Origin of the sequence: Microcoleus sp. B7-D4 (assembly GCF_036705125.1) — a bacterium.
In the GTDB taxonomy this organism is placed as follows: Bacteria; Cyanobacteriota; Cyanobacteriia; order Cyanobacteriales; family Microcoleaceae; genus Microcoleus.
The window spans coordinates 34,658-55,146 of record NZ_JAUBTT010000052.1 but is presented as its reverse complement, the minus strand read 5'-3'; the positions used below and the strand labels follow the sequence as shown (position 1 = coordinate 55,146).

The window sequence follows — 20,489 nt, the reverse complement described above, 5'->3', positions numbered from 1 at the left end:
CCTGTAATTGATATTTAAATTAGTTTATCATCTCTAATCGATCGCAACACAGCTTTTTTTGGCGGGTTTAAATTGTAAATTTTGTTGAATTATATCCGCCCTCATGGGTTTTGCTGAATTTGGCTTTTTACCCAATTCCGAAATGCTTTCACTAATTCCAAATAGTCCATTGTTTCTGCTTGTTCCAAAAATCTGACAATCTCTAATATCGGTAAGCTGGGAAATGCTAAACTGATCTCGCTCTCAACGTATTCTCCATTTTCTAATCTGTTGATTCTGAGTCGCACTCCATTATAAATCCAAACTTCCGGCACTCCCAGATCCGCATAAACCTGCAAGGTATTTTCCGAACGGCTGGTAATATCAATTTCCACCACTAAATCCGGCGGCGGATCTTGAGTCAGGTCAATTCTTTTTTTGCCTTTAACTGCACTAACATTTTGGATGTAAAAACATTCATCCGGTTCTACACCGCTAAGTTCAGGACGCTTGAAAGTGGTGGAACCAAGAGGCTCAATTCTCACCTCTAATTCTTCCGCTAAGGTTTCCACAAATCGACCCATTATTGTTTTGAAGCGTTCGTGTTCTGGAGAAGGTACCCTAATTTCCAGATTGCCGCGATTATATGTCAGTCGAATTTGCCGATCGCCGATTTCGGCAAGCAAATTTTCGTAGGTTTGCCAACTGATACCCGATAGCTGGACAATTTGTTCGGGTGGGGCGAGAGTTTTAGCGGTCATAGTGCTACTTTGGTGAAGAGTTCAATCGCACTTGTGCATTATATCATCAATCCGGGCGATGGCTACGCCCCGGCCCCGGCCTACGCACTCCTCACCTTCACTCACTCATCTGCGCCGGAAATACCGCAGATAAATCGAGAGACAAATCGGGGAAACCTGGAATTACCACAACCTCATTCGGCAAAACCACTCGTTTGACTCGATAATCGAAACCACCTCTTTGTTTTTGATAAGGTTCGCTGTGCATTTCCAGTTGAATATCTACCAAATTAAATATCCAATAATCAGAAATTCCCGATTCAGCATAGAGAGATAACTTGGTTCTCCTGTCGTATTTCAAAGTAGAATCAGAAACCTCAATTACCAACAAAATATCAGCAGGCTGCGGGTGAGAAGATAAATAATTATCAGAACGATTGCAAGCAATAACAACATCAGGCTCTGGTTCGCTATCAGCCGACAAAATAATCGGCTCTTGACCGCGCACGATCGCTCGTTCTTCCAGCAGTGGGTACAATTTTTTAAGCAATAGCGAGTTGCAAACAGAGTGAAACGTACCTTTAGCAGCCATAATGATAATTTCTCCGCGAATCAATTCAACTCGGTCATCGGGGGCGAAAAATCCCAGTTCTCCCAAACGGTGATATTCGGCGATCGAGAATCGTTTTGCAGTTACGGCAGTCATAGCTTTTCTTACCCTCTACAATTACCAACCTTTCCAATTCTACTCAAAAATCCCGCCCCGTGTCCTCAATTCAACCTTCAGGGCTTCCGAAATTCCCACACAACCAGAAAAGTTCGCATTTTTAACCACCGTATTTTTCAAATCAGCGCGGGTCAAATCAGCACCGTTTAAAATCGCACCACTCAAATTAACACCACTTAAATCAGCATTTTTGAAATCAGTATTTGTCAAATTTGCATTTACTAAAATCGCATTCGGTAAATAAGCACTGCTCAAATTAGCGTCGGTTAAATTTGCACCGCTCAAATTAGCCCTGGGCAGCTTTGTTCGCAAATCTGCACCGCTCAAATTGGCGCTGCTGAGTTCAGCATCCCGCAAATTAGCATTGCACAAATTAGCATCAATTAAAATAGCAGCGCTCAGCAAAGCACCGCTGAGATCCGCCAAAGTCAAATCTGCGCCTCGGAGGTTGGTTTCGCGCAAATCCGCACCGTTAAAATCAGCGTAGTGCAAGTCAAAACCGCTTAAATTAGCCCCAGCAAAATCCTCAATCGGATTCAAACCAACTGTTTCTGCAAGTTGTACAAAACTCTTATTTTTATCAATTAAAAACAGTTCCCGCACGATCGCCAATTGCTGCTGTCGGTACTCGTCGGCCTTCTCGTAATCTGCTAAATACTTGTAAGCAACCTTCAAATTCTTGAGAGCATTGCGCTCAATGCGATCGTCCTTGCTGGCGCGCGCGATCGACAACTGCTGGTGATAGCATTCGATCGCACCAGGCAAATCTCCCTTAGCATCGTAAGCTAGCGCCAAATTACCCAAAGTTTCCAACTCAGAGCGCCCGTCGCCAGTGTCCCGCGCGATCGCCAAACGCTGTTGCTGGTAATCAATAGCACCAGAAAAATCCTCAAGAGCACAGCAAGCATTGCCCAGATTTCCCAAAGCATTTGCCTCACCCCGGCGATCGCCAATTTCCCGCGCTAACACCAAATGTTGCTGGTAGCAGTCGATCGCCTGAGCATAATTTCCCAGCGCTTCGTAAGCTACGCCCATATTACCCAGCGCCGCACCCGATCGGCGCTTATCGTCCATTGAGCGATACAGCCCCAGCGCTTCCTGCCAAGAACCGAGCGCCGCCTCAAATTGACGCGCCTGATATTGCGAAATCCCCTGCTTGATTAGCTCGCTAGCTTGTTCGCTCATACTGTCAAAATTAGTTAATAACTAAAGTTGATATTAATCGACTCAAAGCGGTAATTGCTAATCGGTAATCAGTAATCGAGAATCGGTATAGCCCATCCCCCTCTCCCCCAGGGCGGTTTCATTTTCTTGTAGGGGCAAACCCCCCGTGGTTGCCCCTTTTGGGTTTGGGGCAGGCACTCTTAGCACTGCCCCTACAGAAAACCTCCTTTTGATCTGAGAATGAAACAGCCCTGCCCTCTCCCCCATCCGTATTTTCACGTCCGTGAAAAAAAAAGACAAAAAAAAGAGAGAGCTACCTAAGTAACTCTCTCTGCCATCAGGGTGCATCTACATAACACAATATAACACGACCGGGATGAGGGGTGTTACCCCCAAACGTGAAGATGTTGTAAAGAAATGTAGATTAATTATAAAGTTACGATCCCGCGAGAATGGCGAGATCAGGAAAAACCGATCGCCCGCCGCTGTATCCGCTACACGATCCCCTTAACGACTTGCTTAGCCTGGGGCGTTAAGCTTCGCCGTCAGCAGCTCATTGGTCAGTTTGGGATCGGCTCGGCCGCCCGTTTCCTTCATCACCTTGCCGACAAAAAAGCCCAGCAGCTTAGTTTTACCGGCTCGGTACTGTTCGAGCTCCTTGGGATTGGCGGCTAACACGGCATCGATCGCCCGATCGATCGCCCCAGTATCCGAAATTTGAATCAAACCCTTGCTCTCAACGAACTTCTGAGGCGAACCACCGTTTGCCAGCAACTCCGGCAAAATATCCTTAGCAATTTTGCCACTGATCGTGCCGGCCTCAATTAACCCCAGCAGTTCGGCTAAATCCTGCGGTTGGAAAGGAATTTCTGCGATCGCCAGCTTTTCATTTTTCAGATAAGCAGTAATATCGCCCATCACCCAATTGGCAGCTTGTTTAGCCACAGCACCGGCGGCGATCGATTTTTCAAAATACTCCGCCACCGCTTTGTCGTCAGTCAGCACCCGCGCGTCGTAGGGAGAAAGACCGAGCTCTGTTTCGTAGCGATTGCGCTTCATTGCCGGCAATTCCGGCAGTTGAGCTTGCCAATCCTGCAATTGCTCGGCTGAAACTTTGATCGGAGGTAAATCCGGTTCCGGGAAATACCGGTAATCGCTCGCACCTTCCTTAATCCGCATACTGAAAGTACACTGCTTGTTTTCATCCCAAAGCCGGGTTTCTTGGATGATGGTTTCGCCATTTTCCACAGCTTGAATTTGCCGCTCGATCTCGTAATCGATCGCCCGTTCGATGGCATTAAAAGAGTTCATATTTTTAATTTCCACCTTCGTGCCGAACTCTTTTTGGCCAACCGGGCGCACCGAAATATTCACGTCGCACCGGAGCGAACCTTCCTGCATATTCCCGTCGCCAACACCGATGTAGCGCACGATCCGGCGCAATTCTTGACCGTATTCGGCAGCTTCCGCGCCCGATCGCAAATCCGGTTCCGAAACAATTTCGATTAGAGGCACACCGGCGCGGTTGTAATCCACCATTGAATAAGTTGAACCGCTGAGCCGATCGCTGCCGCCGTGAACCAATTTTCCGGCATCTTCCTCCATGTGCAAGCGAGTGATCCCGATTTTTTTTCTAGTAGAATTTCCCGTCTCATCCACGAGTTCAATTTCTAGCCAACCGTTAGTAGCGATCGGCAAATCGAACTGAGAAATTTGATAATTTTTCGGCAAATCGGGATAGAAATATTGCTTGCGGTCAAACTTACTGTAAGGTGCGATGGAGCAGTTGAGAGCCAGCCCTGCTTTCACCGCATACTCCAGAACTTTTTGATTTAATACTGGCAACACTCCCGGCATTCCCATACAAATTGGGTCAATGTTAGTATTTGGGGCATTGCCAAATTCTGTAGAAGAACTGGAGAAAATTTTAGTATTCGTACTCAATTGACAATGAGTTTCGAGACCGATAATGGCTTCGTACTGAGTTTGGTTTTTTATCGAAGAGGGTGCAGCAGCAGTCATAAGCGATTTAAAAGACTGAAATAACTTTAGATTTTATTTTAGCTTTTTATTGACCAAAGTGATTGGAGAGTATTTGTAGGTAGGGGCGGTTTCATTGGTGTCAACAAGCCCCTCACACCCGCATTCGGGCTGGTTTAAACCCCTGCCGGAATCGGGAAAAGCGCCTTTCGTTTAGTAGAGACAGCGTGCGGCACACACAATGCCCTGCTACAGAGTTGCGATGCGATCGACGCCCCGATCCACGCCGATCTCCTTTCGATCGCCCTCAAACAACAAGTCTGTGCAAAAATATACTTAGGGTCAGCTCCTGCCCGCACCCTTTCCTTACCCAGGAGAGTTTTAGATCGATCCACCACAATTGCCGATCGATCTACACCCCAAATCCTTTTACTGGCAGTCTTTAATAACGCCGCTCGCCTCCAACGATCGGGCTCCACGCACAGACTAAAAATTAAAAATGTATAATTTAACAGGAAATTCTATATTTTTAATTTTTAAGCTTTAATTTTGAATTCTCAAAGTAACACTGGCCTAAGTGTCAAAACTATGCGTGAAATTCCAGTTAAAAGTGCCACACTGTTTCAGAACAGCATCACTGAGGTAGAGCCGGCGGAATCAGCCCTCGAACTCGCTTGGAACGAACTCGAAAAACAAACAGCAGAAACCATTGCTCACATTGCCAACGCGGGCTCAGCAAATACACAGGAACTCAGCGACCGCTTGGCCGAGGCAAAGCAACTCCGGCAGCAACTTCAAACTCAAATAAAAAAAGCCAACTCGCGGCGGGAATTTCATCTAGAAAACTCACCAATGGCAGTGGTAGAGTGGGACAGCGAATTTCGGGTAGTGCGGTGGTCGCCAATGGCAGAACAAATATTTGGCTGGAGTGCAGCAGAAGTAATGGGCAAATACTGGCACGAATGGTCAATAGTTCATCAAGAAGACTTCGAGCAAGTGTGCGCCGTCACAAATCAACTGTTACAAAGCAGAGAACCCCGCAATGTTTGCCACAACCGCAACTATACCAAAGATGGCTCGGTAATTTACTGCGAATGGTACAATTCTGCCCTAATCGATGAATCGGGAAGATTAGTTTCAATTCTATCTTTTGCCAGAGACATAACCGATTTCCACCGCACTCAAGAAGAACTGCATCGGCGCGAACAAGCTTTCAGCACCCTAGCGGAAAATGCGACCGATATTATCGCTCGGTTCGATCGCAAACTACGCCACATTTACATCAACCACGCAGTAGAATCAGCAACCGGAAAACCCCCCGCAGAATTGATTGGCAAAAGCAACAGAGAATCAGGAATGCCACCACACTTGTGCGACCTGTGGGATGAGGCTTTTATGAAAGTTTTGGGTAGCGGCAAACAAGAAACCATAGAATTTGAGTTTCCCACTCCCGATGGCATAAAACATTACCACTGTCGAGTCATTCCCGAATTTGCTGAAGACAATTCAGTAGAAACAGTTTTATCCATCTCCCGCGACATCACAGAACTAAAACAAGTCGAAGATCAGTTGCGACAAAGCGAATCCAAATTTAAAGCCATAGTTGATTCTAACATGATCGGTCTAATTTTTTGGGATCTTAACGGCAGCATTACAGATGCCAACGCCGCTTTTTTAAACACCGTCAACTATACGCGGGAGGAGCTGCTTGCCGGAAGAGTTAACTGGCAAGAAATGACACCGCCCGAATACGTGCGTTTAGATACAGAAAAAGTGGCAGAACTGAAGGCTAGAAATACGGTTCTTCCCTTTGAAAAAGAATTTATACGCTCCGATGGTAGCCGCGTTCCCGTGCTGCTGGGCAGCACATTTTTAGAAGGAACGAAGCAGTTAGGCGTCAGTTTTGTGCTGGACTTAAGCGAGCGCAAGCAGGCAGAATTGGAGTTGCAAAAACACCAGCAACTTTTAGAGAGTATTGTTACAACTATACCTAACTTTCTATACATTTACGATGCAGTTGACAGCAAAAATATGTATGCAAATGAATCGGTCACAGCCATGCTGGGATACACTCCCCAAGAATTGCGAGATTTGGGTAAAGACGCTGTAGCTAACTTAGTTCATCCCGATGATATTTTAAAGCTAATTACAGGTATGGAGCGACTCAAACACAGCAGGAATCCCTATGAAACGGATGACAGAGACTACAGAATCAAACACAAAAATGGGGAATGGCGCTGGGTACACGATCGCTCTAAAATTTTCAAAAGAACCCCAGACGGACAAATTTTACAATTTATCGGTTCCGTACTCGACATCAGCGATCGCAAACAAGCCGAAGAATCATTAAAACAGCAAAAAGAACTGCTGCAAACTATATTCGACAACGTGCCAGTCATGCTCGCATTCTTGGACAAAAACAGTCAAATAAACTGGGTAAACCGCCACTGGGAAGAAGTGCTAGGCTGGAGTTTGGCAGAAATCACAAACCGGGATATCTTGGCCGAATTTTATCTGCAGCCAGAAGACCGTCAATATGTTTGGGATGAAATTGAAGCAGCAAATCCGAACTGGAGCGACTTCAAGACAAAAGTTAGAGACGGGCGAATTATCGACACTTCTTGGGCCAATGTTCGTCTTTCGGACGGCAGGTGTATCAGCATTGGTCAAGATATTACCGAACGCAAACGAGTAGAAGCTGAACTTAAAGAACTCAACGAAACTTTAGAAGCTCAAGTCGCGCAGCGTACCGCAGAATTAGAAACTTTTTTTGATGCTTTGCCCGATCACATTTTTGTGGTAGAGCGCGAGAACATGTGCCTGTCTTTTGTCAACCAATCTGTGGCCAAAACTGCTGGATTAAATAGCAGAAAAGAGATGCAGGGCAAAACTATTTTTGAATGTTTCGCCCCAGAAATAGCCGCAAAATTCTCTAGGGAAAATTCGCAGGTATTTGAAACAGGGGAAACTCTGCACTTGCAGGATAAATTTGTGATATCTGGCGACACTACTTACTACGATACTTTTAAAATTCCCCTGAGAAATATCGAGGGCGAGGTTTATGCTTTAATTGGGACTTCTCGCGATATCACTGAGTTGGTAGAGACAAAACAAGCTTTGTCAGAACGGACAGAGCAATTAGAAGCTGCCAATCAAGAATTAGAATCTTTTTCTTACTCAGTTTCCCACGACTTGCGCGCACCTTTGCGACACATTTCAGGTTTTGTAGAAGCCTTGAAACAGCGGCTAGAATTAACGGAGGCTTTGAGCGATCGCAAAATAGTTCACTATATGGAAGTAATTGAAGACAGTAGCCAAAAAATGAGCCTGTTGATTGACGGTTTGCTCGCCCTGTCGCGGGTGACTCGCACCGAGTTGAGGCAAATTCCGATCGATCTGAGCCGTTTGGTACAAAATGCGATTAAATTGACTAAACCACCAACCGTCGCAGATCCGGCCCAAACTCCCCACAGCGTTGAATTTGCCGTCGGAGATTTGCCGACAGTAATGGGAGATCCAACCTTGCTGCAACAGGTGTTCAGCAACTTGATTAGCAACGCCGTCAAGTTCAGCCGCGGACGCACTCCGGCTACAATAGTTATTGAGGGTTTACCTGATGGGACGATTTTTGTCAAGGATAACGGCGTGGGTTTTCCGATGGAATATGCCGATCGCCTGTTTGGAGCCTTTCAGAGGCTGCACTCCCAGAGAGAATTTGAAGGTACGGGCATCGGTTTGGCGATCGTCCAGCGGATTATTCACCGCCACGGCGGCACTGTTTGGGCTGAAAGCCTACCTAGTCAAGGAGCCACGTTTTACTTTAAACTAGCGCAAACAATCTCAAACGGTAATATAGATTCGTAAGTTAAGTGTATAAGAGTTTTAAATTCTAAATTTAAAACTCTTATACACTTAAATAAGTCACAATCGGTGAGAGCATCAGAATTTTGGTGTGACAGCAGTGTTCACTGTTAGGCATGGAAGCGAAAGCTCTAGGCCGGGCTGTGCAAGATGTTCGTACTCCTAAAAAATGCTCTTTTAAAAATTGGGATGATCCCCAATCGGTTCGGTCAGCCCTCGACTGGCAGTGCTAAATAAAGGTCTTGCGAGGAGAGTATATAATTGATTTTGCTAAAAATAACTAAAAATATCGAGATAAAATTAACCACCAAATTCCGTCTAAATAATTACTAGCAAAAACACGAATAACCAATTGAAAACCTACCCAATACCTTATGTTAGATATAAATCAGACTAACTATCTACTAAAAATGGTAGCGGAATCAACATTAAACTTGTTGATTATCGAAGACATGGCAGAAGATATGGAATTAATAGTGCTCGCCTTAGAAGCGGGGGGGGTAAATTTTAAGTGCGAGACGGCAGAAACAGCAACAGAGTGCAGAAAACTGCTCCAGAATTGCAAGTACGATGCTGTACTCTCAGATTACCGCCTCCCCGGCTTCAACGGTTTAGAAGTGTTGAAATTAATGCAGGAATTAGGGCAAGACATACCCTTAATTTTAGTAACGGGAAGTTTGGGAGAAGAAGCTGCCGTTGAGTGCATAAAAGCCGGAATGACCGATTATGTATTAAAAGGGCGGCTGTTTAGGTTGCCAACAGTCTTAGAACGATCGCTCCAAGAATACAAAATGCGGCGCCAGCAACAAGAAGCGATCGTCCAAATTCAGCGGCAAGCTCAGCGAGAAGCGATCGTCAACCGCATCCTCCAAGCCATGCGCTTCACCCTTGTACTCGACGAAGTGCTCCAAACCACTGCAGATCAACTGCACGAAGCTCTAGACATCAGCGCCTGCGCCATCTTGCAGCCAGATGCTGAAGGCGGCATCAGAGTTCGCTACATCAGCAAAGCATCCGACAGAGAAGGGTTTGTCGGGCTAAATTGCAAAGTGGCCGAGCACTACCGATCCGGACTCGCGGCTGGGGAAACCCTGATTATCGACGAATTATCCACCCTGTGCCCGTCCCTGCAAGAATCAGCAGGGTTGGTAGGGTTTCGCTCCGTCGCGATCGCCCCGCTGCTCTACCAGCAGTCATTTTTGGGAGGAATTAGCCTCTATCAGTGCGATCGGGCGCGCTGTTGGAGCGCAGAAGAACTGTCACTACTCAAAGCCATAGCCGATCAGTGCGCGATCGCGATCCACCAAGCCGAACTCTACCAACAAGCCCAAACCGAACTTGCAGAACGCAAGCGCGCCGAAGCAGAAGTCTGCGGCATCCAGCAGCAGCTAGCCACAATGGCAGCCAACATTCCCGGCTCAGTCTACCGCACCGTGCTGCATCCAGATGGCAAAATCTCCATGCCCTACATCAGTCCGGGCGTGCGCGAGGTTACTGGGTTCGCGGCCGAAGAAGTGATTTCCCACCCGGAACTATTGACCGAAATCATCCATCCAGAGGACAAAAGCTCGTCTGACAGTGGCGTAGCAGCATCGAGAGCGAGTCTTTTGCCGTGCGATCGCCAGTACCGCATCGTTCTGAGATCTGGGGAGGTCAAGTGGGTGCAAGACAGCGCTAAATTTTCCAAAAACGAAAATGGCGACGTAATTATAGACGGAGTAGCGCTCGACATCAGCGATCGCAAACAAGCAGAATCAGCCCTGCGCCAAAGCGAACAGCGATTTCGATCGCTGATTGAAAACGCCACAGACATCACGATCATTCTCGACGCCGAAGGAATCTTCCGCTACATCAGCCCTTCGGTTAAGCGAATTTTAGGATACCCGCCCCACCAGGCGATCGGGCGCAGCGCCTTAGAAATAGTTCACCCCGACGACTGCGCCACGATCACCGAAACCCTCCACAAAGCCATTGAAAACCCCAAAAGAAGCCAGTGCCCAGTTGAGTACCGAGTCCGCCACCGCAACGGTTCCTGGTGTTATGTAGAAGCTGTAGCCACCAACTTGCTGTACGATCCCGCAGTCGAGGGAATCGTGATTAACTGTCACGACATCACTCAGCGCAAACTCGCCGAAGAACAACTGCTGCACGATGCTTTTCACGACGCCCTCACCGGATTGCCCAATCGATCGCTATTTACCGATCGGCTCGAACACGCTCTGAGGCTGGCCAAACGGCGCAAAGACTACTTGTTTGCCGTGCTGTTTCTCGATTTAGATAGATTTAAAGTAGTCAACGATTCCCTCGGCCACGCTATCGGGGATCAACTGCTAGTATCGATCGCGCGGCGTCTGGAAGCTTGTCTGAGGCCCGGAGATACAGTGGCCCGCCTCGGAGGAGACGAGTTTGTGCTGTTGCTAGAAGACATCGAGGGCATCAATGAAGCTACCACCATTGTCAACCGCCTGCAAAAGAAAATCACCTCCCCTCTCCTTCTAGACGGACACGAAGTATTTATCACCGCCAGCATCGGCATAGCTTTGAGTTCTGGCGAATACCTGGAACCGACAACCCTACTGCGCGACGCCGACACAGCAATGTACCGCGCCAAAGAACTCGGCAGAGCCCGACACGAAGTTTTCAACAGTTCCATGCACGCCCACGCTTTGCGCCTGTTGCAGCTAGAAAACGACCTGCGGCGGGCGATCGAATCAATTAGAGACCCGGCCAGAGAAGAAGACTTGGCCCCATCCCCCGAATCAGCCTTACCTCCCTTATCCGCAGCGCCCCAGTTTATTATTCACTACCAGCCGATCGTGTCGATCGCCAATAACACAATTACCTGTTTTGAGGCCCTAGTGCGCTGGCAGCATCCAGAACGAGGCTTAGTTTCCCCCGGTGAATTCATCACCATTGCCGAAGAAACCGGCTTGATCGTACCCCTGGGCCGCTGGGTACTCCGCACAGCTTGCCACCAAATCCGCCAGTGGCAGCAGCTATTTCCCAGCAACCCCCCCTTAAGCGTTAGCGTCAACATTTCTGTCAAACAGTTTTCTCAGCCAGATTTAATCGAATACATCGACCAAGTTCTTCAAGAAACTAACCTCGACGGCAGCAGTTTAAAACTAGAAATTACCGAAAGCGTACTCATAGAAAATTCCGAATCAGTAACAGCAATGCTGGTGCAGCTCAGAACCAGAAACATACACTTGTGCATTGACGACTTCGGCACCGGCTATTCCTCGCTCTCCTACCTGCACCGCTTCCCCACCAATACCTTAAAAATAGACCGCTCTTTTGTTAGCAGGATGGGAGGTGAGTTCGATTTCAGTAAAGGAGGCATTGATCCGACAGAAATTGTGCGGTCGATCGTTACTTTGTCCCACAATTTAGGCATGGATGTAGTAGCCGAAGGAGTCGAAGAAGCCTCGCAACTATCTATACTTAAAGGGTTAAAATGTGAGTACGCCCAGGGATTCTTTTTCTCAAAGGCAGTAGACTCTCAAACAGCAGCAGCCCTAATCCGACAGCAAGCAGAAAATCAGAATTTGCTGACATTTAGTTTGTTAGAGAAAGGCCAGTGAACTACCCACACTAAATCGAAACGATTATAGTGTGGGCTTCTAACATCACAGAGGAATGCCTCAGAACAGACTTGCGTCCAATCTTTGGTCTTACTTCCCCTCCGTTAGCAAAAACGGCTGTTCCATCCGTCTGTAGTATCCTGATGCCTTCGGATCTAATGTTTGTTGCGGCGTTACCATCACGGTCATGACGAGTACCGCAATTAGGACAAGTCCACTCCCTAATATCAAGCGGTAACTTATCAATCTGGTAATAGCAATTAGAGCAGAGCTTGGAGCTGGGGAACCAGCGGTCAATTTCAACCAACTTGCCACCTTTTTTCTCTAGCTTGTAAGCTAGGAAATTGATAAAGGTTCCCCATCCCACATCAGATATGGCTTTAGCTAAATTGTGATTGCGTACCATGCCTTTGACATTAAGATTCTCTACTACGACAACTTGGTTTTCATTGACGAGCTTTCTCGAAAGCTTATGTAGAAAATCCTGACGGGATTTACTTACCCGTTCGTACACTTTAGCTACCGTCTTTTTAGCTTGGTTCCTTGAATTACTTCCTTTCTGTTTTTTAGCTAGCTTTTGTTGCTTGCGTTTGAGGTTTTTCTCGTGTTTGGCTAGATGCTTAGGGTTATCATACTTAGAGACTTTGCAGCCATTGCTCGTAATAGCAAAATGAGTCAATCCCAAGTCAATTCCAATTACTTTGCCGACCGTTGAAACAGTCGGATTGTCGCCTTCACTCTCCGTCAATATTGAGGCAAAGTATTTCCCAGAAGGATTTAAACTAACCGTTACGGTTTTGATTGTTCCTTCTATGTTCCTGTGCAACTTGGCTTTAACTTTGCCGACCTTGCCCGGAAACTGAATAAACCCATCAAGTACCTTGACATTTTGAGGATACTGAATCGATTGCTTACCATGCTTTGACTTGTAGCGCGGGAACCTACCACGACCTGCAAAAAAGTTTTTATAGGCGGTTGTGAGGTTGAGCGTTGTTGCTTGCAAAACTTGGCTGTAACATTCAGACAACCAAAGTCTTTCTTCGGTTTTCTTGAGTTTTGGTAAAAAGGCATTGAGTGCTGACTGACCAAGGCTTTTACCCGTTTCTTTATAAGTCTCAATTGACTTATTTAGACCATAGTTCCACCACCATCTGGCACAGCCAAAGTGCCCAGACAGTAGGGCTTGTTGCTCTAATGTTGGATAAAGTCGAACCTTGATAGCAGTATGCAGCATCTCATTGCCTCCTTACTGTATTATAAACATTTCAGTAAAATATCTACAAAAATAAAGATTTGGAGATTTCCGTACCTACAATCTCCCTGCCTTTCATCCCACCGAAGACACTGGGTACAGTTATAGCGGGGGACAACAGGAGCGAGGAGTTAAAAAAACACGGCATTTTGTGAGTCCCGTTTCAGCATAAAATCTTAAAATATTTTAAAGCTGTCCCTAACAGGCGTCAGTTAATAACTACGGCATCCAAATCATTATGACTATTGGCTACCTCGCCCTCGTTCTCCACGCCCACTTGCCCTTTGTTCGCCACCCCGAAAGCGACTACGTTTTAGAAGAAGAATGGCTGTTTGAGGCGATCGCGGAAACCTATATTCCCCTGCTGCAAGTCTTTGAAGGGCTCAAGCGCGACGGCATCGACTTTAAAATTACCATGAGCATGACGCCGCCCTTGGTGGCAATGCTGCGCGACCCCTTGCTGCAAGACCGCTTCGACGACCACTTGGCTAAACTCGAAGAATTAGCGGATCTCGAAATCGAACACAACAGCGGAAACGGGCACCTCCGCTACTTGGCAGAACATTACGCCGCCCATTTCTCTCAAGTCCGCAACTTTTGGGAAAAGTACGATCGAGATTTAGTCAAAGCCTTCAAAGAACACCAAGATACCAACAACCTCGAAATCATCACCTGCGGTGCCACCCACGGCTACCTACCGCTGATGAAAATGTACCCCGAAGCAGTTTGGGCACAAATTCAAGTAGCTTGCGACAACTACGAAGCAAACTTCGGCCGCCGACCAAAAGGCATTTGGCTGCCCGAATGCGCCTACTATGAAGGCTTAGAGCGGATGTTAGCCGACGCAGGCCTCCGCTACTTTCTCACAGACGGTCACGGCATCCTCTACGCCCGCCCGCGTCCCCGCTACGGCAGCTACGCCCCAATTTTCACCGAATGCGGAGTCGCAGCCTTCGGCAGGGATCACGAATCCTCGCAGCAGGTTTGGTCTTCCGAAGTCGGCTATCCAGGGGCAGCCGAATACCGCGAATTCTACAAAGATTTGGGCTGGGAAGCTGACTACGATTACATTAAGCCCTACATAATGCCCAACGGCCAGCGGAAAAATACCGGGATTAAATATCACAAAATCACCGGTCGCGGATTGGGTTTAGGCGATAAACAGTTGTACGATCCATACTGGGCAAGGGAAAAAGCAGCCGAACACGCCAGCAACTTTGCTTTCAACCGGGAACGCCAAGTCGAACACCTCAACGGGATTATGCAGCGTCCGCCGATTATTGTTTCGCCTTACGACGCCGAACTTTTCGGTCACTGGTGGTACGAAGGGCCTTGGTTCTTAGATTACCTGTTCCGCAAGAGTTGGTACGACCAAAATACCTACGAGATGACGCACTTAGCCGATTATTTGCGGGGAAATCCGACTCAGCAAGTGTGCCGCCCGTCTCAGTCTAGCTGGGGTTTCCGGGGTTTCCACGAATATTGGCTCAACGATACCAATGCTTGGATTTACCCGCACTTGCACAAAGCTGCGGAACGGATGATTGAGTTGGGAAGCATGGAACCTGCGGATGAATTGCAGTGGCGCGCTTTGAACCAGGCGGCGCGGGAAGTGCTGCTAGCTCAATCTTCTGACTGGGCATTTATCATGCGTACAGGGACGATGGTGCCCTATGCAGTGCGCCGGACTCGATCGCACTTAATGCGCTTTCACAAGCTTTACGATGAAGTGAAAGAAGGGAAAGTTGATTCGGGTTGGTTGGAGAAGGTTGAGGAGATTGATAATATTTTCCCTGAAATTAACTATCGCGTTTATCGATCGCTTTAAGTCTCGTTTCCCCTCCCATCCTGTCCCCCCAGCCCTGCTTAAGGGAGGGACAGGATGTTAATTAAAATTATAGGTGATGGGGCGATCGCCATGAGTGGAATGAGAGGGGCGATCTTTGGTTGAGAGTGTGAGTGCGATCGCTTTTTGACATCGAAAGGTCGATCGCACTTTATGTCTTTTTCTCAACGCGCAGGCGATCGCACAACACAATGTAGTCAAACAGCATTTTGAGCTGAGGAACGCTGGACAATAGAGAATTACTGGTGAAGAATTTCAACTATCTTGGCGATCGCCTCGTTCAACTTCTCAGGTTTAAGCTTACCAGCTTTATAAAGTATAATTTCTCGCTCAGCGGTAAACAAGCGATTAGGTCTAATGTTGCTAGTTTGGTTAAGTCCACCCTCACTAAAATCACTACTTTGAAGGCTAATAGCATAGCGATCGGCGAGCGTCTGGCTAGTAATTTGACAAAGAATTAGATCGTCTCCTGCCAAAGTTGCTATTACTAGAGCGTCGGCGCTTGGCTTGTGTTAAATCTGAAAATGGGAAAGGAACAACTATCACATCACCTTTTACAAATTCTGCCATGCTTCATCCTCCTCTAATCTTAACCAGTCTTTTTGCAAAGAAGATTCACTCAGCAGGCTTGCTTCTAACTTATCTTTATCATACTTTGCTTTGAGAAATTGCAGAAAATCCCAAACTTCTTCTAATATAAATTCGGGGATATTATCCATTTCTTTAAGGAGCAATTCTTTAGCGTTCATGTCATTTACCTATAAAGACATATTGACACTCCTCGGCCTAAAGGCACGAGGATTCTTGGATCAGCCAGTCGAACTTATCTCTGTTTTGCTACCACCAGCAAGTAGAGATCGGTCTGTCCCCCAGCGTGAATTCCGGTGTGCCCCACCGTATTTAAATTGATTTTTGTTTGCTTCAACCCTTTTGCTAGGATGTTTTTTGCGGCGTTATGGTCGCGATCTAATACCGCACCACAATCACAAATATGGGTTCGAGTTGACAGGGTTTTCTTAACTAAATTGCCACAGTTTGAACAATCCTGGGAAGTGTACTGTGGTGGAACAGCAATAACTGTTTTGCCATACACTTTTCCAAAATATTCCAAATAATGATCAAGTTTGTGACCAAGCTGCATCGCTAATTGATTTAGCGAGCTTATGGTTTTTCACCATGTTCCGCACCTGAAGGTCTTCGTAGGCTATAAAATCGTTAGATTTTACCACGCCGGGCGTCGTCTTTATGGCGAAGTCTTTACGCTGCCTACTGACTTTCAGGTGCTTTCTTCCTAACTTGTTAATCGCTTTTTTTCGGTTCTTGGAACCTTTCTTTTTCCGAGAAACTCGCTGATGCAATCTCTTCAAAGCTTTTTCGCTTTTTCTGAGATACCGAGGATTAGGAACTGTTTCGCCGTCGCTATCAGCATAGAAGTGGTTTAACCCAACGTCTATCCCAGTGGCTTTACCAGTCGGAACAAGTTCCTCTTTCCTCTCCACATTGATGCAAAATTGGGCGTAGTATCCATCGGCGCGGCGCACAATTCTGATTCGTTTAATCTCACCAGGCGCATAAAAATGCAAATCCCGACTACCAATTAACTTGAATTTTCCGGCAGCAAAGCCGTCTTTAAATGTTAGACATTTCTTGTCGGTAGAAAGCTCCCATCCCGAAGTTTTATATTCCACAGATCGGGTGTATTTCTTGAACTGCGGGTAGCCTTTTTTTCCTGGTTTCTTAGCTTTGCAATTAGCAAAGAAACGTTGTATAGCAAAAATGGCACGTTCGGCGGAAGCCTGACGTGCCATCGAATTAAGCTTGCCTGCCCATTCAAACTCTTTCGCCATCACGGCGCATTGTTTGTACAGGTCTACTAACTTAATTCCTTGATTGTCTACCCAGTGTCTAAGAGTTTTATTTCGGACAAATTGAGCCGTCCGAATCATGTCGTCTATGATTCGATATTGTTCCGCTTTGCCCTTCAACTTAAACTCTAAAACTATCATTGGAATAGTCTCTCACTTTTGCTAAAACTTTTACTTACAAGTCTGTATATTTAATAATTATTCATATTACTTATAATTAAAGCCGTCCTATAAGGACGGGGCTTTAGACCCAGTTTCTTGGTAACTGTTAATCTATAATAGCATCCTTCAGATTAGCAGCGCTCAGTTGCGATCGCTCCCAATCTTGATGAGCGACGGACAACCGCAAGCAGCCCGCCAAATTCCGGCTGACGCTCAATCCATCCTCGCTTACCTACCCGATCGCATCCGCATCGCCCTCATTACCCGCGCGGCGGCTATTGAGTATCCCATCGAAGCTGTCGTGGAAATGGCGATCGCCAGTTGTCTCGATCGACTCGCTTAGCGTTGGGCTTTGCAGACTGTAAGCCAGGGCGCGGTAAGTAGTTGCCGATCGAGACAGATTTTAACTTTTAGTTGGTAATGGCATTTTTTGGGCAAAAAGTAGAGCTAGTGCGATCGACTAACCTACTAATTCAACCCCCAGGCGATCGCTCTTTTTGATATGGAAAGGACGAGATCCTTTATTTCTATTTCTCAATGCGCGGGCGATCGCCTTTTTCTATCTGCCACAGTCAAGAGCGATTCCCTACGGGATAGCTTCGCTTCACGCATTTTTGTAATAAAATACGATACAGTAGAAGTATTGTCCAACCCTTGCCCCCATCCGAGGTAACAATGCAAATCACCTTGAGCCAAGAGCAAACCCAAGTCCTTGAAGCTTTAGTAAAGCACGGTCAATATCCCTCCCTTGAAGAAGCAATTAACACAGCCTTGCTGTTATTAATCGATGATGTTACTTTATCCGATGACGGCAACAACCCAAACTATTTAGCGTGGGTACAAGAAACTGGGAAGAAAATCGATATAGCACGAGAACAAGCACAACGGGGTGAGTTGCTCAATCCAGACGATGTATTAGCTCAACTTAGAGATAAAGTGAAAAAAGCCAGAGAATTAAGAGCATGAATCGCTTGCTTATTACGCTCGAAGCGAGTCGAGATTTATCCGAAATTTCCGATTACTTTTTGGCGCAAAGCGTGGATGCAGGAGAGCGCTTTGTGGAAGGATTTGGTAAAAAATGTCAGCAGATTGCACAGTTTCCATATTTGGGGCGATCGTATTCACAATTTTCTCCCAGTTTACGTGGTGTGCCATTGATGGGATACATCATTTTTTATCAAATAGTTGGTGATGGTATTGAGATTTTGCGCGTTATTAGTGGTTATCGTAACTTGCAGGATGTTTTCAATACTGATTGAGTAAAAGCAATGCGCTCGCTATTGTGTCTGGGAAGGTCGATCGCTCTTTTGGCATGGAAAGGGATATTGAAAAATACTTAAACTACCTGATTCCTAATCAAGATTTGTTCCAGCACACAACATCCACAATTCGCGGGATGGTGGCAATCGCACAGGTGGAATTGAACCGGGAGCAGCAAGAGAGGGAATGTTAGCGCGAGCGAGAACAAATGGAAATCGGCAGGAAGAAGGAAGACAAAGAGAAAAAGCGATCTCGCCAACTTGAGAATATCATATTTTTGTCGGAACTGCGATCGGCGGCGGACAAATCTTTTGGGTCAGCTATCCCCTAATCAAAGATACACCGATTAAATAGCAACCCGATTTTTCCCTCCCGCTTCATCCCTTCACCGCGACGATTATCTGGAGTTTGCTTTTCGGTTTAATATTCGGCCTGCTGATACTGGGTAGCCTGCCGCTGGCGAGAAAAATATCCCCCAGAATCCTGCGGCTGGTAAGAAAAATATTGCCCAGGTAAAGCGGTGCGTGAGAGTCAATAAGCTGTCGCGCCTTTAAATTGCATATTCAGGGCGGGCGGGACGCCCACCCCACAAGAGTTAGATTGTTTTTTGACAGACAATTTAAATGCAGAACAGCTTAGTAAAGGGCTGCGGTGCAATGATTTTTCACCGTCACCCACCCTACGACTGATACAAAACATTGTATTCGTAGGGAAACGGCATTCCCGCATCCTTTAGCCCAACCGAACAGGAATACAATTCATTAAACAAAAAACCGGGTTTCTGATAAAACCCGGCCACCATGAACAGAAGCAATATTAACACTGGTCAAACCTCAATTCTTTAATAACTTCATCCCCATTTTCACCTTGTCCAAAATCGTCTTCTGCGAAACACAAGTAATCAGACAAAGCTTGCCGCAATTCAAAGTATCGCGGCGGACTTCCTGAGCTTTTTCGCCGTACCAAATCTCGCGGGCGCTGGCGTTTTTCACATTACCAATCACCGGAAACTCATCGCACAATTTCACATCGCCGCGCGTATCAATCCAGTAATTTCGCAGTCCAACGCGACAAGGACGAGTTGAATCAGGAGCTGTTTCTTCGGCAAAGTGAGGAATCATCAATCGCAACACTTCATCGCTGTTCATAATCGGAGCGCCGTTCTTCTTCATTTCAATTAGCCGCTCGATTACTTGTGAAAATTCCTCCATGTCTTCTTTTTCAATCCACAATTCCTCGTATGTTTCTGGCGTCCAGCGGTTGACGGATTGGAAGTTCACCGTCGTCGCCCCAATTCCCTGAGCCCAGGTGACTATTTCCGGGAGGTGGCGGAAATTGAGTCGGTTCATTGTCGGTTTGACGTTGATCGGAAACAAGACGTTCTGTTTTTCTTGTTCTTCGCGCAGATAGCCGATTCCTTTAGAAAGCCGATCGAACAATCCGGGTTGACCCCGCAAATAATCGTGCAGTTCTGCGTTCGGCCCGTCAACGGACATATTCACATTAAAAGGACGAGCAGCGACAGTTTTGGCTGCGTTTTCCCTGGTCATGCAATAGCCGTTGGTGGTGACGCCGGCGTGAATGCCATTTTTATTCGCAAAGGCCAGCAAGTCTAGAAAACCTTTTTTAATATAAGGTTCGCCGCCGCTAAAGTTGATTGAAAATTCGCCCACAAAGTCTTTGACGCTCAAGAGGGCATTTTGCCATTCTTCGATCGTCATTTCGTCTTTATATTCTTTGAGTCGCCAATACTCGCACTGGCGGCATTTAACATTGCAGCGCTCGTTGACAATCCCGTAAAAAGTGACTGGGCTTGTCACGTCGTATCCTGTATTGATCCGCAGCGATTCGGCTACTGCACTCTTGGTGTGCTTGACGCCCAGTCTCGATAATGTTAAAGCATCCATGTCTTTTTTTCCTTACGTGTTGTTAGCTAGGTCAATTCCTCGATCCCTCTTTTGTGCGTATAATTACGCATTCCTGATTACGTATTCCTTTTGAGTACGTATGCCCCATCCTAAGTGTTGCGTTTGGGTATGGCTAGATGTTTTTGAAATATTTATAATATT

The 20,489-nt window shown here is 46.5% G+C and carries 17 protein-coding genes and 1 pseudogene; 8 read left to right on the top strand and 10 right to left on the bottom strand.

Annotation, left to right across the window (positions count from 1 at the left end; all coding sequences use genetic code 11):
* Positions 1-101: 101 nt before the first annotated feature.
* From QUB12_RS20925 to gatB, 4 genes are all read right to left on the bottom strand, one after another.
* Positions 102-740, bottom strand: a complete 639-nt coding sequence (locus tag QUB12_RS20925; protein ID WP_333147033.1) for a Uma2 family endonuclease — start codon at positions 738-740, stop codon at positions 102-104.
* Between the two features lie 97 nt (positions 741-837).
* Positions 838-1,425: a Uma2 family endonuclease gene (locus QUB12_RS20920; RefSeq protein ID WP_333147031.1), complete on the bottom strand. Its 588-nt coding sequence runs from the start codon at positions 1,423-1,425 to the stop codon at positions 838-840.
* A gap of 39 nt (positions 1,426-1,464) precedes the next feature.
* Positions 1,465-2,631 carry a pentapeptide repeat-containing protein gene (locus QUB12_RS20915; protein ID WP_333147029.1) on the bottom strand — a complete coding sequence of 389 codons (1,167 nt, stop codon included), beginning with the start codon at positions 2,629-2,631 and terminating at the stop codon, positions 1,465-1,467.
* Between the two features lie 498 nt (positions 2,632-3,129).
* The gene (gene gatB, locus QUB12_RS20910; RefSeq protein ID WP_333147027.1) at positions 3,130-4,632 is read right to left on the bottom strand and encodes an Asp-tRNA(Asn)/Glu-tRNA(Gln) amidotransferase subunit GatB; all 1,503 of its coding nucleotides are present in this window, start codon (positions 4,630-4,632) and stop codon (positions 3,130-3,132) included.
* 546 nt (positions 4,633-5,178) lie between these two features.
* Between gatB and QUB12_RS20905 the strand changes: the two genes are divergently transcribed.
* Together QUB12_RS20905 and QUB12_RS20900 are read left to right on the top strand one after the other, a co-directional pair.
* Positions 5,179-8,454 (top strand): PAS domain S-box protein, encoded by a 3,276-nt coding sequence (locus QUB12_RS20905; protein WP_333308215.1) that lies wholly within the window; start codon positions 5,179-5,181, stop codon positions 8,452-8,454.
* A gap of 371 nt (positions 8,455-8,825) precedes the next feature.
* Positions 8,826-12,035: an EAL domain-containing protein gene (locus QUB12_RS20900; protein WP_333308213.1), complete on the top strand. Its 3,210-nt coding sequence runs from the start codon at positions 8,826-8,828 to the stop codon at positions 12,033-12,035.
* Between the two features lie 10 nt (positions 12,036-12,045).
* Here QUB12_RS20900 and QUB12_RS20895 read toward each other — a convergent pair whose 3' ends face one another.
* Positions 12,046-13,269, bottom strand: coding sequence for an RNA-guided endonuclease TnpB family protein (locus QUB12_RS20895; protein ID WP_333147021.1), 1,224 nt, complete (start codon positions 13,267-13,269; stop codon positions 12,046-12,048).
* Between the two features lie 256 nt (positions 13,270-13,525).
* Here QUB12_RS20895 and QUB12_RS20890 point away from each other — a divergent pair, with 256 nt between their 5' ends.
* Positions 13,526-15,115 carry a glycoside hydrolase family 57 protein gene (locus tag QUB12_RS20890; protein WP_333036521.1) on the top strand — a complete coding sequence of 530 codons (1,590 nt, stop codon included), beginning with the start codon at positions 13,526-13,528 and terminating at the stop codon, positions 15,113-15,115.
* 57 nt (positions 15,116-15,172) lie between these two features.
* Here the strand turns inward: QUB12_RS20890 and QUB12_RS20885 are convergent, their stop codons facing one another.
* From QUB12_RS20885 to QUB12_RS20870, 4 genes and pseudogenes are all read right to left on the bottom strand, one after another.
* Complete coding sequence (locus QUB12_RS20885; RefSeq protein WP_333148309.1) at positions 15,173-15,334, bottom strand: hypothetical protein; 162 nt, start codon at positions 15,332-15,334, stop codon at positions 15,173-15,175.
* A 38-nt stretch (positions 15,335-15,372) separates the two neighbouring features.
* The gene (locus tag QUB12_RS20880) at positions 15,373-15,609 is read right to left on the bottom strand and encodes a type II toxin-antitoxin system PemK/MazF family toxin (protein ID WP_333308211.1); all 237 of its coding nucleotides are present in this window, start codon (positions 15,607-15,609) and stop codon (positions 15,373-15,375) included.
* Between the two features lie 78 nt (positions 15,610-15,687).
* Complete coding sequence (locus tag QUB12_RS20875) at positions 15,688-15,882, bottom strand: hypothetical protein (protein WP_333148313.1); 195 nt, start codon at positions 15,880-15,882, stop codon at positions 15,688-15,690.
* Positions 15,883-15,956: 74 nt separating this feature from the next.
* Positions 15,957-17,139 (bottom strand): annotated as a pseudogene (locus QUB12_RS20870) (RNA-guided endonuclease InsQ/TnpB family protein).
* A gap of 187 nt (positions 17,140-17,326) precedes the next feature.
* Here QUB12_RS20870 and QUB12_RS20865 point away from each other — a divergent pair.
* From QUB12_RS20865 to QUB12_RS20845, 5 genes are all read left to right on the top strand, one after another.
* The gene (locus tag QUB12_RS20865; RefSeq protein ID WP_333144997.1) at positions 17,327-17,503 is read left to right on the top strand and encodes a hypothetical protein; all 177 of its coding nucleotides are present in this window, start codon (positions 17,327-17,329) and stop codon (positions 17,501-17,503) included.
* A gap of 332 nt (positions 17,504-17,835) precedes the next feature.
* The gene (locus QUB12_RS20860) at positions 17,836-18,126 is read left to right on the top strand and encodes a hypothetical protein (RefSeq protein WP_333144996.1); all 291 of its coding nucleotides are present in this window, start codon (positions 17,836-17,838) and stop codon (positions 18,124-18,126) included.
* A complete protein-coding gene (locus tag QUB12_RS20855; protein WP_333144995.1) occupies positions 18,123-18,419 on the top strand; it encodes a type II toxin-antitoxin system RelE/ParE family toxin in 297 nt (98 codons plus the stop codon). The genes QUB12_RS20860 and QUB12_RS20855 overlap by 4 nt, the downstream gene beginning before the upstream one ends.
* On the top strand, positions 18,416-18,613 hold the full coding sequence (locus QUB12_RS20850; RefSeq protein ID WP_333144994.1) for a hypothetical protein: 198 nt from the start codon (positions 18,416-18,418) through the stop codon (positions 18,611-18,613). The genes QUB12_RS20855 and QUB12_RS20850 overlap by 4 nt, the downstream gene beginning before the upstream one ends.
* A gap of 15 nt (positions 18,614-18,628) precedes the next feature.
* A complete protein-coding gene (locus tag QUB12_RS20845) occupies positions 18,629-18,751 on the top strand; it encodes a hypothetical protein (protein ID WP_333144993.1) in 123 nt (40 codons plus the stop codon).
* Positions 18,752-19,253: 502 nt separating this feature from the next.
* Here the strand turns inward: QUB12_RS20845 and QUB12_RS20840 are convergent.
* Complete coding sequence (locus QUB12_RS20840; RefSeq protein ID WP_333144990.1) at positions 19,254-20,327, bottom strand: radical SAM protein; 1,074 nt, start codon at positions 20,325-20,327, stop codon at positions 19,254-19,256.
* Positions 20,328-20,489: the final 162 nt, after the last annotated feature.

What these genes read in the sequence shown, in the direction of transcription:
- QUB12_RS20925 (WP_333147033.1), bottom strand. Translation starts at nt 740, where the DNA reads ATGACCGCTAAAACTCTCGCCCCACCCGAACAAATTGTCCAGCTATCG.
- QUB12_RS20920 (WP_333147031.1), bottom strand. Translation starts at nt 1,425, where the DNA reads ATGACTGCCGTAACTGCAAAACGATTCTCGATCGCCGAATATCACCGT.
- QUB12_RS20915 (WP_333147029.1), bottom strand. Translation starts at nt 2,631, where the DNA reads ATGAGCGAACAAGCTAGCGAGCTAATCAAGCAGGGGATTTCGCAATAT.
- gatB (WP_333147027.1), bottom strand. Translation starts at nt 4,632, where the DNA reads ATGACTGCTGCTGCACCCTCTTCGATAAAAAACCAAACTCAGTACGAA.
- QUB12_RS20905 (WP_333308215.1), top strand. Translation starts at nt 5,179, where the DNA reads ATGCGTGAAATTCCAGTTAAAAGTGCCACACTGTTTCAGAACAGCATC.
- QUB12_RS20900 (WP_333308213.1), top strand. Translation starts at nt 8,826, where the DNA reads ATGTTAGATATAAATCAGACTAACTATCTACTAAAAATGGTAGCGGAA.
- QUB12_RS20895 (WP_333147021.1), bottom strand. Translation starts at nt 13,269, where the DNA reads ATGCTGCATACTGCTATCAAGGTTCGACTTTATCCAACATTAGAGCAA.
- QUB12_RS20890 (WP_333036521.1), top strand. Translation starts at nt 13,526, where the DNA reads ATGACTATTGGCTACCTCGCCCTCGTTCTCCACGCCCACTTGCCCTTT.
- QUB12_RS20875 (WP_333148313.1), bottom strand. Translation starts at nt 15,882, where the DNA reads ATGAACGCTAAAGAATTGCTCCTTAAAGAAATGGATAATATCCCCGAA.
- QUB12_RS20865 (WP_333144997.1), top strand. Translation starts at nt 17,327, where the DNA reads ATGAGCGACGGACAACCGCAAGCAGCCCGCCAAATTCCGGCTGACGCT.
- QUB12_RS20860 (WP_333144996.1), top strand. Translation starts at nt 17,836, where the DNA reads ATGCAAATCACCTTGAGCCAAGAGCAAACCCAAGTCCTTGAAGCTTTA.
- QUB12_RS20855 (WP_333144995.1), top strand. Translation starts at nt 18,123, where the DNA reads ATGAATCGCTTGCTTATTACGCTCGAAGCGAGTCGAGATTTATCCGAA.
- QUB12_RS20845 (WP_333144993.1), top strand. Translation starts at nt 18,629, where the DNA reads ATGGAAATCGGCAGGAAGAAGGAAGACAAAGAGAAAAAGCGATCTCGC.
- QUB12_RS20840 (WP_333144990.1), bottom strand. Translation starts at nt 20,327, where the DNA reads ATGGATGCTTTAACATTATCGAGACTGGGCGTCAAGCACACCAAGAGT.